At 48.7% G+C, this 13,643-nt stretch carries 13 protein-coding genes; 1 reads left to right on the top strand and 12 read right to left on the bottom strand.

The window, feature by feature from the left end:
* Positions 1–24: 24 nt before the first annotated feature.
* The 12 genes from ACJHWR_RS06685 to thpR all read right to left on the bottom strand — a co-directional run bounded on the left by ACJHWR_RS06685 (position 25) and on the right by thpR (position 11,060).
* The gene (locus ACJHWR_RS06685; protein ID WP_000953151.1) at positions 25–621 is read right to left on the bottom strand and encodes a fimbrial-like protein; all 597 of its coding nucleotides are present in this window, start codon (positions 619–621) and stop codon (positions 25–27) included.
* Between the two features lie 26 nt (positions 622–647).
* A complete protein-coding gene (yadL, locus tag ACJHWR_RS06690; protein WP_000837847.1) occupies positions 648–1,253 on the bottom strand; it encodes a fimbrial-like protein YadL in 606 nt (201 codons plus the stop codon).
* Positions 1,254–1,267: 14 nt separating this feature from the next.
* On the bottom strand, positions 1,268–1,837 hold the full coding sequence (locus ACJHWR_RS06695; protein ID WP_024175789.1) for a fimbrial protein: 570 nt from the start codon (positions 1,835–1,837) through the stop codon (positions 1,268–1,270).
* 16 nt (positions 1,838–1,853) lie between these two features.
* Positions 1,854–4,442 carry an outer membrane usher protein gene (locus ACJHWR_RS06700; protein WP_369770121.1) on the bottom strand — a complete coding sequence of 863 codons (2,589 nt, stop codon included), beginning with the start codon at positions 4,440–4,442 and terminating at the stop codon, positions 1,854–1,856.
* Positions 4,443–4,488: 46 nt separating this feature from the next.
* Positions 4,489–5,229 (bottom strand): fimbrial chaperone, encoded by a 741-nt coding sequence (locus ACJHWR_RS06705; protein WP_000479539.1) that lies wholly within the window; start codon positions 5,227–5,229, stop codon positions 4,489–4,491.
* Positions 5,230–5,326: 97 nt separating this feature from the next.
* Positions 5,327–5,911, bottom strand: a complete 585-nt coding sequence (locus ACJHWR_RS06710; RefSeq protein WP_000038428.1) for a fimbrial protein — start codon at positions 5,909–5,911, stop codon at positions 5,327–5,329.
* Between the two features lie 370 nt (positions 5,912–6,281).
* Positions 6,282–6,761, bottom strand: coding sequence for a 2-amino-4-hydroxy-6-hydroxymethyldihydropteridine diphosphokinase (folK, locus tag ACJHWR_RS06715; RefSeq protein ID WP_000215148.1), 480 nt, complete (start codon positions 6,759–6,761; stop codon positions 6,282–6,284).
* Positions 6,758–8,155: a polynucleotide adenylyltransferase PcnB gene (pcnB, locus tag ACJHWR_RS06720; RefSeq protein WP_010723084.1), complete on the bottom strand. Its 1,398-nt coding sequence runs from the start codon at positions 8,153–8,155 to the stop codon at positions 6,758–6,760. The genes folK and pcnB overlap by 4 nt, the downstream gene beginning before the upstream one ends.
* Positions 8,156–8,214: 59 nt before the next feature.
* Positions 8,215–9,111, bottom strand: a complete 897-nt coding sequence (gene gluQRS / locus ACJHWR_RS06725) for a tRNA glutamyl-Q(34) synthetase GluQRS (RefSeq protein WP_032189010.1) — start codon at positions 9,109–9,111, stop codon at positions 8,215–8,217.
* 66 nt (positions 9,112–9,177) lie between these two features.
* A complete protein-coding gene (gene dksA, locus ACJHWR_RS06730; RefSeq protein ID WP_001155227.1) occupies positions 9,178–9,633 on the bottom strand; it encodes an RNA polymerase-binding protein DksA in 456 nt (151 codons plus the stop codon).
* A 177-nt stretch (positions 9,634–9,810) separates the two neighbouring features.
* Positions 9,811–10,515: a DNA/RNA nuclease SfsA gene (sfsA, locus tag ACJHWR_RS06735; protein ID WP_000396038.1), complete on the bottom strand. Its 705-nt coding sequence runs from the start codon at positions 10,513–10,515 to the stop codon at positions 9,811–9,813.
* A gap of 14 nt (positions 10,516–10,529) precedes the next feature.
* The gene (gene thpR, locus ACJHWR_RS06740; RefSeq protein ID WP_001294704.1) at positions 10,530–11,060 is read right to left on the bottom strand and encodes an RNA 2',3'-cyclic phosphodiesterase; all 531 of its coding nucleotides are present in this window, start codon (positions 11,058–11,060) and stop codon (positions 10,530–10,532) included.
* A 73-nt stretch (positions 11,061–11,133) separates the two neighbouring features.
* Here thpR and hrpB point away from each other — a divergent pair, with 73 nt between their 5' ends.
* Positions 11,134–13,563, top strand: a complete 2,430-nt coding sequence (gene hrpB / locus ACJHWR_RS06745) for an ATP-dependent helicase HrpB (RefSeq protein ID WP_024175790.1) — start codon at positions 11,134–11,136, stop codon at positions 13,561–13,563.
* Positions 13,564–13,643: the final 80 nt, after the last annotated feature.

The raw sequence follows: 13,643 nt of genomic DNA on the forward strand, positions 1-13,643 counted from the left end.
TCGCAGTAATTTGTTTTTGGTATGTTACTCGTAGTAAATATCAATTAATACATGGCTTATGATTTGGCCGGGCATGACATTTAATACAGGGTTGATTTTTTGCATCCGTGTATAGAATTTCCAGGATGAATTGTTTAAATCAGCAGTCATCACCGGATAAATTGAACGAGAACTGCCCGCTGGGGTAAGAACATTAAATATATTAGCCGGGTCCTGAGTGGAAAATATTACTACACCTACGTTTTGAGCGCCGGCGACATTTTCATTTGCAAAAATTTGCTGAGAGCCTGTCGCCATCACGCCATTAAGCGGTTTAAAGTTAATATGTAACTGATTTAACACATTTCCAGAACCCTGGATGGCGCAGTCAGTCACAGTGATAGTGAACTCTCTCCCACCCGGATAATCATCTTCAGGTGCGACGTTACCAGAAAAATAATCCACACCAACCACACCAAGGTCGATATTACCAAGGTTACTGAGGCCACTTTTACATGTACTGTTCTTGATATTGGCAACCATATCCACATCCAGCCCTGCATATACAGGACTGGATGTGGCAAACAATAATGCCAGGAACAGACTTGTTTTTATCTTAATTTTTAGTTGAGAGGAAAGCATAATCGGTCCCTGACTTTAATGGCCTGTTAGTTATAGGTGATAGAAAATGTTGCAGGTGCGGAAAACGGACCGGCAGTGATGTCGGTTTTGCTTTTATTTTTCTCTACCACCAGGCGTGCACTCATAGGATGATATACTGACGTAGTTCCTGTTGCAGTGGAGATATTCACTTCCTGAGCGACTGGTGTTACGCAGCTAAATTGAGTCTTGCCGTCTGTACCAGGTGTCGTGGTATTCCATACTTCAACCGCAACAGCATTTGCTTTATCAGCAGCGGCGGAGCCGTTTGCAAAACCAGGCCCATCGTTGGCTGCTCCTTCACAAGTTGCGCGTTTAGTTAATTTTACGAGTGCTTTTTTATTAGGAATACCAGCACAATCCTTAAACTGTAACTTAAATATTTTAATTTTTGTTTTGGCATCAATTTCAGGAATGTAAGCATCCCCAAATGCAATAACAGAAATAGGCTGATCATTGTCATCCACCAGGCTGGCGGTACAGGTTCCCGTCTCTACGGTTGCTTTAACATTCAGCTTAACGCTATCGGTAGCTGCAAACAATTGGCTGGTGAATAGGGATGCCGCAAAAAAAACACCAGCGGGCAGTCCATAACATAATGTTTTAGATTTCATTATTATCATCCCTGTTATTCATAAATGAAATTGAAAGTTGCCTGGGCGCGGAAATCGCCAGGAACACCACTGCCAGCCGTGGTTTCGCGCAGTGCAACGGTCAGTTCAAGAGTTTTGTCTGTATCACTAATTTCCCATGGAATAAAACTCGGCGCACTGTTTGGGATTAAGAATGTCGAATCATCTTCACCAAGTGCTTTTATACCCATACCAATATAATTAGTTGTTGATGTAGTGTCAGAAGAGAGTGGAACAATTAATGCGGGAGTAGTTCCGGAAGCATTCCCACTGAGCCTGGTATTGATTTTGCTGACGCCTGTGGTACAACCGCTGGCAACCAGATTAAAATTCGCCTGTGCTTGAGTCGTTTTATTTGCAATTTTGTCCAGACCAATAGTTCCTGGGAAAGTTAATGTGTAGGTGTCACTCCCATCAGGGGTGACATTGTCGCCTGATAACGTAATGTTACAAGTTGATGCTTTTACGGTTGCTGTAAAATCAACATTAATGTCTGTTGCAAGTACAGAGGATGATAAAAATAATCCAGTCAGTATTGCCAATTTATGCAGTGTTATTCTCATTATGTGAAATTCCCTGTTGTTACTGAATCTGACAACTAATTCCATTCAGAATAATAGTTTGCGCTATTTTTTCTGGTGCTGCGCTCTGCTGGTAATGAGCAAGGCAAGTGACAGGTTTACCGTCGTCAAGCCAGTTGATACGTATGTTACCTTGTTGTTCTATACCTCGAACAAAGGCCTGACCACCTTGCCCTACATTGCCAATAATATTTCCGTTCTCGTCATAAATATCTGCGGCAAACGGAATGTTTTTACCGTCAGTTCGCTTGATGTTCATAATCGCTGATTGTCCCTGAACTGTTTCAAAACCAGCAAAGACAACAGACCCTTGGCGGGGGACAGTAATAGCACTGGTACTTTTCAATTCAACGTCATTTTCCAGACCGTTAATATCGAGTGCAATTCGGTTTTCATGATAAGGGGAGAGCGCGTTAGTAACACCATATCCCCAACGATCTATCGTACTATTACCATAGTTAATACGCGCCCCTTTAGCTCCTGGCGCTTGTACAACGGCCAGAGTGTCTGAGTCGCTAAAGCTGTCATTACTGAAGGTCAGGCCGCCGCTATGTAAAACAAATCCGCCGTCGGTATTAAATGAGATTTGACGGCTATTATCACTGCTTGCGGAAACTGAACTGGAAAGAGTTCCCCAGGGAGATTCATAGCTTGCATATCCGCCGATATAGCCCAAATCATCACTGGATTTCATCATCGAATAGCCTGTATTGACGCTATAACTGATATGGTTTTCGGTGCTATAACCACTACTGCTGATACTGAGTTGATTGCTGCCGTTGAAATCACTATTTAACTGAGTATCAATGCTCTGAAAACCAGAGTCGCGATGTTCTGAACCCAGTAACTTTTCGATAGGAATGCTAAAGCTTAGATAGATGCTGTCTTCATTACCGCCGTCCTGGCTCCAGGACCGTTGGGCACTAATGCTGTAGCTTCCCCACGATGCGCTGTTACTATAACCAATGGAGTAGTTAGTATTATTTTGTCCGTCCGCCCAATAGTCAGACCAACTTCCGGCAAGATAGAATGAGCCATAGTCTTTCTTTTCAAACTTGAGGGGTTGGTTAATACTAACCGTAACCTGATTTTTCATGCGTGAATAGTTACGCATATTTTTAGGTTCCAGGTCCTGTTCCGGATGTTTTACTTCATCGATCAATGTCAGTGCATCGTTAAGCCCCAGATAATTCTGGGTTGAATAACGGTAAGCGGCGATATTGAGCGAGGTTCTGGTATCTTCAAATAACTTATTCCAGGAGATGCGATAACTTTGCCCGCGGTAGGTTTTATCGTCCGGAATTTGCACATCCGAGTGGGTTACATCGACTGAAAACGCACCGTACGCGGTATTCAGGCCAAGGCCCAACAGCCCGGCAGTATAGTTATTATCGGTAATTTGAATACCGGTATAACCTGTAAGATAGTTGTTCAGACCATAGTAGTAGCTGGCCTGGAACAAATTTGGCTCATTTTGAATATCGTCTTTTAATACCTGACCAGCACTGATGTCCCATCTTCCAACACCAGGGCGTTGCATCTGAATTACCGAAGAAAATGGCTGGGAAAAAGTTCGTTTTATGCCATCAGATTCTTCGATTGTGATAATGAGATCGCTGCCGTAGCCTGATGGGCTTAAATCATCAATAACAAATGCTCCCGGCGGTACAGTAGTTTCATATATTTTATACCCGCCCTGGGTAATGGTGACTTTTGCGTTGGTGTTAGCGACACCATGAATAATAGGCGCAAAACTAGCTAACGCAGGCGGTAGCATTCGGCTGTCGCTGTATAAACGAATACCGCGAATACTGACAGCATCAAAGGTTTCCCCAGTTGTGTATGACTCACCCACTATTAACTGTGAACGCAAAGAGGCCAGGTCGCGCTGCAAATAGCGATTCTGAAAATCGTAATCACTGCCTACATTGGTCATCCAGTTGTAGTTGCCGGTTGCGCGAAGTCGCCATGCCCCCAGATTTATACCGCCGTTAAATGCGGCGTAAACACTGTCGTTTTTTCTGTCCGGAATTTCGCTGTGATATGCGTTGACGTTGTAGGCTAGCATTGCGGCGTTAATACCGTTTTCCCACAGTGAAGAGTCAACATAGTTTTGGTAATTCTTCATTACCCAGGCTTGAGGAACATTGATGTCCAGTCGTTGATCGTTGACGTCATAATGAACCGAGGCCTGAGGAATGATATTTGCTAAATCAAGACAATCTCCGAGTTCGCCTTCGCGCTGTAGAAGGATGGAATTCTCGGCATTTATATCTGGTTTATTAATGTGAAACTGCAATAAATTCTTCAGGGTGATACAAGCCTGCGCATTCTTCTTACCTTCGAGGGTAATAAAGGAAATGCTTTGGTTGATAACCGGTTGATCATTGATATAAACACTGACGTCATACACGCCGGGCAAGGTAGGGTTACCTTCGGTATACCGACTAAGGTCGATGTTAAAAGCATCTTGCCCCATCAAAAAGGTATTATCATATTCAACGTGTTCAGCGCTTATGGCACAGGGGCTTAATAGCAATGCGCAAAACGAGGCTATATATGTAAGTTTGTTATTATGCGTTTTTATGATTTTTCGGGACACGTTGTGCTTCCTGCTGCGTTTATTCCTGATTTAGTTACAGGCTGGCATTGCCTTCAATTGCACCACCAAAGTCATTTATGGCGAAGAAATGCACTTTGGCAGAACTTGCTTTACCACTCATGCCTTTTATATCGAAGGTTTCTTCACTCAGCGGGGCTACCATTTTTACATCCAGGGGGTAGGTTTTGCCATTGGCGACTAAATCACCACTACTGAATGAGACGTGATACGGTGTCGGATTTGCGACGCGCAATGCAGTTTTTCCAGCAGAGGTTGCCCATGACCATTTCAGTGCTGCGGGTGCATCTGATGGCAGTCCGTTTAAACCTTCCGGGCGATAAAATAATTTGATACGCGTACGGAATGCCAATTGCAGAAGACTCTGGTTGGCGACTTTATCTGCGTCAGGTTTGGGTGGAACCTCGAGTACGTTAAACCAGAAAACACTTTCTCGGTCTTTTGGCAGCGGTGAGGAAGCCGTGTACATCAATTTAATAGTTTGACCACGTTTGGCATCAATTCGCGAAACAGGAGGGGTGGCGGTAAATGGGACAGTAATACTCCCTGGTTCAGCACTATCGTCGCCAGTATCCAGCCAGCTCTGAACGAGTAACGGATTATTCCCCTTATTTTCCAGCCGAACATTAACGCTTTTTTCATTACTTTTATAAATTACGCGAGTTCCTGAAATTACGATATCTGCTATTGCCGATGCGCTTAAGCTCATACAAGTGGCGAAGCATACAGCTGCAGTATGTTTAGCGTTTAAAAACATAAACCATTCCCGACAGAGTTAATTAAAATAGGGAGTAACATTCCACTATTAAGAAAGTTACTCCCATAGATATTCAGTTTATGAATCTAACGAAGGATTACTGGTAAGTAATGGTATATGCAGTGTTGGTTTTAACATAACCAGCAGTTGGTGCCTGGCTTGCTTCAGCACGGACATAGGATGCTTTAAAATCATAGGTTGCAGATTTAGTCGTAGCGTCCAGCGTTTTTGTGTAAATATCGCCTGGGTTGTTAATTTGAACCTGTTTGATAGTGGAACCATCAATATTGTGCAGGGCAATATTTACGCCGTCAGAAGGCGTGTTAATAGACATATCGTTGTTCAGAGTCCCTTTGCTGTTGCCAAAGAACACGGAACCGAAGGTCATTTTTGCGGTGCTACCAGGATTCGGGTTTGCATTGCTGCAGTCAACGGTGATGCTGAAAGGTTTAGCTTTAGCACCTACGGTGTCATTCAGTACGCCAGCACTGATTTCAGCAACAGTTGCAGTTTGCAGAAGCACCAGGCCATCTTTGTTGCCACCATCAACACGGGTTTCACAGGTGTTATCAACTACCAGACCACTGATATTTAATTGGCCACCGTCCAGTGCAGCAGAAGCATTACCTGCAACCATTGCCAGCATAAGACCAGACAGGGCAAAACCTAATTTTTTAGACATAAAAATCCTTGAATAAAATTCCATTAGTCAGACTACATGTTTGAAGAGTAACTATTCATGACACGAATATAAGAAACAAATGTTAGATATTAATGAGCAATGATGTTTGTTACCAAAATTTACAACCATTGTTCATTAGGTTGCCTATTGTGCACTTTAGAAGCTTTTGAACAAATTAAATTTACTTAATTCAAGATTAAGTAAATTTAAGTTCACAAGTGCAATTAGTTAGGGTATGGCGATGGGATTGATATTTCTCAGCGGGAATTTATATTATGTTTCTATAAAAAATTTTTAAACTAAAATCGTTATTAAGGAAAGAGAGTCGGTGTGATTTTCAGAAAATATTTATATTCGTAATATAAATAAATTACCATTTGCTTAATTTTTCAAATGCTCTTGTATGTAAGATTTGACGCAACGTCTCCCCATCAGGAAACACTAACTCCGGCGCAATTTCAAACAGTGGCCACAGCATAAAGCCACGATTTTTCATATCGTAGTGCGGAACGGTCAGACGTTCGGTATTTATTACTTCATTACCAAACAGCATGATGTCGAGATCCAGCGTGCGCGGTCCCCAGCGTTCAGCTTTACGGACGCGACCTTGCTGCAATTCGATACGTTGTGTGTGATTGAGTAGCTCTTCAGGGGCAAGAGTGGTTTCCAGCGCGACGGCTGCATTTAAGTAATCGGGTTGATCTTGCGGCCCCAGCGGTGGGGTGCGGTAAAACGAAGAAACAGCAAGAATGCGGCTTTCTGGAATATCGCCTAATGCTTTCAGAGCAGCATTGACCTGCTCCAGCGGAGAGGCCAGATTGCTGCCTATGGCAATATACGCCACTGTCATGCGGTACCCTCACGACGCGGTGCGCGTTTGCGTGGACGACGAGTACGACGACGCGGTGACGGTTCTTCATCCAGTTCGTTAAGCATCCCTTTTTGGTCTGGCGGCGCGGAAACCTGGAACTCACCCCACCATTTCACCAGACGTTGCAGTTCAGCGTTACGCTCAACTTCGGCTCGTAAGGCCAACAGGTCGTATGCCGCACGGAACTTAGGATGCTCCAGCAGTTTCCATGCGCGTTTTCCCTGACGACGGGACATACGCAACTGCAACTGCCAGATATCGCGAGTTAGCGTAGTCAGACGTTTCGGGATCGCCAGTGAACGGCAGGCTTCGTCCAGCACGTCGTTCATCGCCAGTGCGAAAGCGTCGTGATAGGTCAGGCCGCTTTCCTGGGCGATCTTCTGTGCCGTCTCCAGCAATGGGTACCAGAACATGGCGGCAAACAGGAACGCCGGGTTCACGCGCATATCGTTATGGATACGCGTATCGGTATTCTTCAGCACCTGTTCAATGATCCGCTCCATCGGGCTGTCGCCATTTTCCGTGAAGTAGCGGGTAATGGTCGGAAACAGCGGCTGGAACAGATGATATTCACACAGCAGCTTATAAGTTTCGTAACCGTAGCCCGCTTGCAACAGTTTCAGCGATTCTTCAAACAGACGTGCCGGTGGGATATCGTTCAGTAAGGTTGCCAGGCGTGGGATCGGCTCGGCAGTTTCCGGGCTGATGCGCATGCCCAATTTGGCGGCAAAACGAACCGCGCGAAGCATCCGTACCGGATCTTCACGGTAGCGCGTTTCCGGGTTACCAATCAGACGGATAACGCCGTCTTTCAGATCCTTCATGCCGCCAACGTAATCACGGACGGTAAAATCTGCCACGCTGTAATACAGGCTGTTGATAGTGAAATCGCGGCGCTGGGCGTCTTCTTCGATGGAGCCGAAAATGTTGTCGCGCAGCAACATACCGTTTTGCCCGCGTTGGGAGGTCGTGCGATCGCTGACGTTACCTTCGTGATGTCCACGGAAGGTCGCAACTTCGATAATCTCCGGGCCAAACATCACATGAGCCAGACGGAAACGGCGACCCACCAGGCGGCAGTTACGGAACAGTTTGCGCACCTGCTCTGGCGTGGCGTTGGTGGTCACGTCAAAATCTTTCGGCTTTTTGCCAAGTAACAGGTCGCGCACGCCGCCGCCAACCAGCCAGGCTTCGTATCCCGCTTTATTGAGCCTGTACATTACCTTCAGGGCATTTTCACTGATATCTTTGCGGGAAATAGCATGCTGCTCACGCGGGATCACCGTCACCTGTGGACGGGCGACTGCCTGTTCAGCCTCGCTTTCCTCGCGGCTTAGCACCTTGCGGCAAAAATTAGCGACTCGGGTAAAAATAGTACACCTCGGTAGTGTCAAACATCATTCAGGACAAAAAAATAGCGGCTAATCATAGCTCAGCATGACGCATTTGAGAATGTTGAATTTACAATTGCCGACTCAGGCACGGCAGTCAGCGTCCAGTTTTTGACGGCTGACTGAAGGATTTGCTCGACGCTGAAATCCTGCCAGTGTGTTTCTACCTGCTGACCCAGAAAATGAAGTGCCGCGATTAACACCGGGCGCGGATCGCCTTTCGGCAACGCAGGCGCATGATTCTGCTTGGAAAGTTTAGCGCCTTGTGTGTTAAGCGCCAGCGGTAAATGAATGTAATCTGGCACTTTCCAGCCAAAAAGCTGGTACAGCGAGATTTGTCGCACTGTCGGTTCAATCAAATCTGCCCCACGAACAATTTCTGTGACGCCCTGGAAGTGATCATCGACCACCACCGCCAGGTTATAGGCAAACAAACCATCACGACGATGAATAATAAAATCTTCTTGCGCCAGTTTTTCGTCGGCGTGAATAATTCCGCGTAGTTGATCAGTAAACTGCGTGACCGGATGCAACTGCCGAATTCGCACAGCCGCGTTGTCTGGTCCATGATGCAAATCCCGGCAATGACCGTCGTAAATACCGCCAATGCTTTGAATACGCGCACGCGTGCAGGTGCAGTAATAACTTAGTCCTTGCTCATATAACCAGGCGAGTGCTTCGCGATAGGCGTGGTGACGTTGCGATTGCCAGAGAACGTCGCCGTCCCAGTGCAGGCCGTAATGTTCCAGCTGGCGCAGGATAGTCTCTGCGGCACCGGGAACTTCACGAGGCGGGTCGATATCTTCTATGCGTACCAGCCAGCGACCTTGCCGGGCGCGAGCCTGCAAATAGCTGCCAAGCGCGGCAATCAGAGAACCAAAATGAAGCTCGCCGGAAGGAGAGGGGGCGAAGCGGCCAATATAGTGTGTGTCTGTCATCTCTTTGAACAAAAAATAAGGCGGGAGCATTTCCCGCCTGTGGTAAACGTGATGGAACGGCTGTAATTAGCCAGCCATCTGTTTTTCGCGAATTTCAGCCAGCGTTTTGCAGTCGATGCACAGATCGGCTGTCGGGCGCGCTTCCAGACGGCGAATACCAATTTCAACACCGCAGGATTCGCAGTAGCCGAAATCTTCGTCTTCCACTTTTTTCAGCGTCTTCTCGATCTTTTTGATCAGCTTACGCTCGCGATCGCGGTTACGCAGTTCGAGGCTGAACTCTTCTTCCTGGGCTGCACGGTCTACCGGGTCCGGGAAGTTGGCTGCTTCATCCTGCATATGTGTAACGGTGCGATCGACTTCATCCCTGAGTTGATTACGCCATGCTTCCAGAATACGACGGAAGTGCGCCAGCTGGGCTTCATTCATATACTCTTCGCCCGGCTTCTCCTGATATGGCTCCACCCCAGCGATGGCGAGAATACTCAGGGACGATGTTTTACGGTTTTGCCCTTCTTGCATGTTGCTTCTCCTTAACACGCACTATCGATCCCCATGTTCGGGGGAAAAATGAGGCCGCTATAAATAGCAGATGCTTTTCCGGATAGCAATTATCTAAACGTAACACTTGACAACTGTGTGAGGAAAAGCGTATTTGCGCACGCGACCAGAATGTAAATTAACCAGTTACTTACTCTACTACAATGTAACCGGTAGTGATTTTTTAAGAGCCATGCCTTCGGCAGAAAGTTCCGCTTTGTAAGCCAGAATTTCTACCCCCCTCTGTTGAGCTTCTGACAATAGTTGCGCGTATTTCTCATCGATGTGGCGCGCGGGTGAAAACCGTGTAATGGCTGAATGCAGCACGGCGAAAAAGATAACCGCACGCTGGCCTTCAGCCGCTACGCTCATCAACTCCCGAAGGTGTTTCTGACCTCGTTCAGTGACCGCATCGGGAAAATATCCCTGTTCGTTCTCCGCTAACGTAACCGATTTCACTTCAATATAGCAGTCTGGACGCGAATCCGCCTGCAACATAAAGTCAATACGGCTGCGTTCTGCGCCGTATTTTACTTCGCTTTTCAGCGAGCTATAGCCTGACAGTTCTGAAATTGATTCATTAAGGATAGCCTCTTTCGTCAGCCTGTTAGCCCAAAGTGTATTGACGCAAATAAATGCGCCGCTCTGGCTTTGAGTTAATTCCCAGGTGTGTGGGTATTTCCGTTTGGTGTTGTCTGAAGTTGAATACCAGACGGTATCGCCAGGCGTTGCACAACCGGTCATCGCACCCGTATTCGGGCAGTGTAGCGTTAATTCGCGACCATCGGGTGTGATCACATCGGCTAAAAAACGTTTGTAACGCTGAATTAGCGTCGCGCGCTGTAGAGGGGGAGAAAATTCCATTGCAACAATCCTTGTTATTGCGTTAGCGCCCAGCGTTTTAGCGGCGTGTAGCGTGTGCGTCCACGGGCAAACGAGGAGGCGTAAAGGGTGAACTCCGTCACCGTATACGACCAGTTAAAGCCTGGCGGCGGGATTGTCACCGCCTCGCTGGCGTCGCGCAATAAGGTGATATGTGGATGAAACGGTCGATTGCTTTGAAAACAACCGCTGCGTGCAGCTTGTGAACGAAGCATATTCGCCAGCTGGATTAAGCCGCGTGGCGGCTGTCGCATCCCTAACCACACCACACGCGAACGCAGCCATTGACCGGCGTCATCAAGCGTGAGTGTGAAACCAGGTTGACGAATCCGTCCGGCTAAAAGAGAAAGCGCCTTCTCTTTCTCTGCGCTCACTTCGCCTAAAAATGCCAGAGTCAGATGCAAATTATCGGCGGCGACCGGACGTCCCGCCTCAGGTGGAAACTGTGTGGCGCGCCAGTGGATAATCTGTTCGCGGATTTCTGCAGGTAAGTCGATAGCAAAGAACAGCCGTTGCGGTTCAGACATGTGAGGCACTCGGTTATGAATTACCGCGATGCTACAATGTGGCGCGAAGAATGTTAACCCTCTGGAGCGTTTTGTGTCGTCGTTGCCCGTTGCTGCCGTCTTACCTGAGTTACTTGCTGCCCTCGATGGTGCATCGCAGGTGTTATTAAGTGCGCCGACCGGGGCCGGGAAATCAACCTGGCTGCCGCTGCAACTGCTGGCGCATCCAGGCATTAACGGGAAAGTTATCCTGCTGGAGCCGCGTCGTCTGGCGGCGCGTAACGTTGCGCAACGGCTGGCGGAGCTGCTTAACGAAAAGCCAGGCGATACCGTTGGCTACCGGATGCGTGCGCAAAACTGCGTCGGGCCGAATACCCGCCTGGAAGTGGTTACCGAAGGCGTGCTGACGCGCATGATCCAGCGTGACCCGGAACTGAGCGGTGTTGGATTGGTGATCCTCGATGAGTTTCATGAGCGCAGTTTGCAGGCGGATTTGGCGTTGGCGCTGTTACTCGATGTGCAACAAGGTCTGCGTGATGACCTTAAACTGCTGATTATGTCGGCTACGCTGGACAACGACCGCTTGCAGCAAATGCTGCCAGAAGCGCCCGTCATCATCTCAGAAGGGCGCTCGTTTCCGGTTGAACGCCGTTATTTACCACTGCCCGCGCATCAGCGTTTTGACGAAGCCGTTGCGGTAGCCACCGCCGAAATGCTGCGTCAGGAAAGCGGATCATTACTGTTATTTTTACCTGGCGTCGGAGAAATTCAGCGTGTGCAGGAACAACTGGCTTCGCGCATCGGCAGTGATGTGTTGCTCTGCCCGCTGTATGGCGCGTTGTCGCTGAACGATCAGCGAAAAGCGATCCTCCCGGCACCGCAAGGGATGCGCAAAGTGGTGCTGGCGACCAATATTGCTGAAACCAGTTTAACCATCGAAGGTATTCGTCTGGTGGTGGATTGTGCTCAGGAACGTGTGGCGCGTTTTGATCCGCGTACAGGGCTTACGCGGCTGGTTACTCAACGCGTTAGTCAGGCGTCGATGACGCAGCGTGCCGGGCGTGCCGGGCGTCTGGATCCGGGTATCTGCCTGCATTTAATCGCCAAAGAACAAGCAGAACGCGCCGCGGCGCAAAGTGAACCGGAAATATTACAAAGCGATCTTTCCTGTTTGCTGATGGAATTACTGCAATGGGGATGCAGCGATCCGGCGCAGATGAGCTGGCTGGATCAACCGCCAACGGTGAATCTACTGGCCGCGAAACGCCTGTTACGGATGCTGGGGGCGCTGGACGGTGAACGGCTTAGTGCGCAAGGGCAAAAAATGGCAGCGCTGGGGAACGATCCGCGTTTAGCGGCAATGCTGGTGAGCGCGAAGAGCGACGACGAAGCTGCTACCGCGGCAAAAATTGCCGCCATTCTCGAAGAGCCGCCACGGATGGGCAATAGTGACCTGGGCGTGGCGTTTTCGCGCAATCAACCCGCCTGGCAGCAACGTAGTCAGCAACTGTTAAAACGCTTAAACGTACGCGGCGGTGAGGCAGACAGTTCGCTTATCGCGCCGCTACTTGCCAGAGCGTATGCCGATCGCATTGCTCGTCGCCGTGGGCAAGATGAACGCTATCAACTGGCGAACGGCATGGGGGCGATGCTCGATGCCGACGATGCGCTAAGCCGCCACGAATGGTTGATCGCACCGTTATTATTGCAGGGCAGCGCCTCGCCGGATGCGCGGATTTTACTGGCGCTACCGGTCGATATTGATGAGTTAGTACAACGCTGCCCGCAGCTGGTACAGCAATCGGACACCGTGGAGTGGGATGACGCGCAAGGTACGCTGAAAGCCTGGCGTCGGCTGCAAATCGGTCAGTTGATGGTGAAAGTGCAGCCACTGGCGAAACCCTCGGAAGACGAGTTGCATCAGGCGATGCTTAACGGCATTCGTGATAAAGGTTTAAGCGTGCTCAACTGGACGGCGGAAGCGGAACAGCTACGCTTGCGTTTGTTATGCGCCGCAAAGTGGTTGCCGGAATATGACTGGCCAGCGGTTGATGATGAGAGTTTGTTGGCGACGCTGGAAACGTGGCTACTGCCGCATATGACAGGCGTACATTCGCTACGCGGCTTGAAATCACTCGATATTTATCAGGCACTGCGTGGATTACTTGATTGGGTAATGCAGCAACGTCTGGATAGTGAATTGCCTGCGCATTACACTGTGCCGACGGGAAGCCGGATCGCCATTCGTTATCATGAAGATAACCCGCCCGCGCTGGCGGTGAGAATGCAGGAGATGTTTGGCGCGGCCACCAATCCGACGATCGCCCAGGGGCGCGTGCCGCTGGTGCTGGAGTTACTTTCCCCTGCCCAAAGGCCGCTGCAAATCACGCGTGATTTGAGCGCCTTCTGGAAAGGAGCGTACCGTGAGGTGCAAAAAGAGATGAAAGGGCGTTATCCCAAACATGTCTGGCCGGACGACCCGGCAAACACCGCACCAACGCGACGAACGAAAAAGTATTCGTGAAGATCAAAGTAAATTTGAGAGATATCTTCTTCTGTCTTGCAACAGAAGAACAGAAAATCGGGCTTTTGCGCCTGAATATT

It is taken from the genome of Escherichia sp. WS568 (genome assembly GCF_046486085.1).
Classification (GTDB): Bacteria; Pseudomonadota; Gammaproteobacteria; order Enterobacterales; family Enterobacteriaceae; genus Escherichia; species Escherichia coli.

Coding starts and splice junctions, on each gene's coding strand:
- ACJHWR_RS06685 (WP_000953151.1), bottom strand. CDS start 621: ATGCTTTCCTCTCAACTAAAAATTAAGATAAAAACAAGTCTGTTCCTG.
- yadL (WP_000837847.1), bottom strand. CDS start 1,253: ATGAAATCTAAAACATTATGTTATGGACTGCCCGCTGGTGTTTTTTTT.
- ACJHWR_RS06705 (WP_000479539.1), bottom strand. CDS start 5,229: ATGTTTTTAAACGCTAAACATACTGCAGCTGTATGCTTCGCCACTTGT.
- ACJHWR_RS06710 (WP_000038428.1), bottom strand. CDS start 5,911: ATGTCTAAAAAATTAGGTTTTGCCCTGTCTGGTCTTATGCTGGCAATG.
- folK (WP_000215148.1), bottom strand. CDS start 6,761: ATGACAGTGGCGTATATTGCCATAGGCAGCAATCTGGCCTCTCCGCTG.
- gluQRS (WP_032189010.1), bottom strand. CDS start 9,111: ATGACAGACACACACTATATTGGCCGCTTCGCCCCCTCTCCTTCCGGC.
- dksA (WP_001155227.1), bottom strand. CDS start 9,633: ATGCAAGAAGGGCAAAACCGTAAAACATCGTCCCTGAGTATTCTCGCC.
- sfsA (WP_000396038.1), bottom strand. CDS start 10,515: ATGGAATTTTCTCCCCCTCTACAGCGCGCGACGCTAATTCAGCGTTAC.
- thpR (WP_001294704.1), bottom strand. CDS start 11,060: ATGTCTGAACCGCAACGGCTGTTCTTTGCTATCGACTTACCTGCAGAA.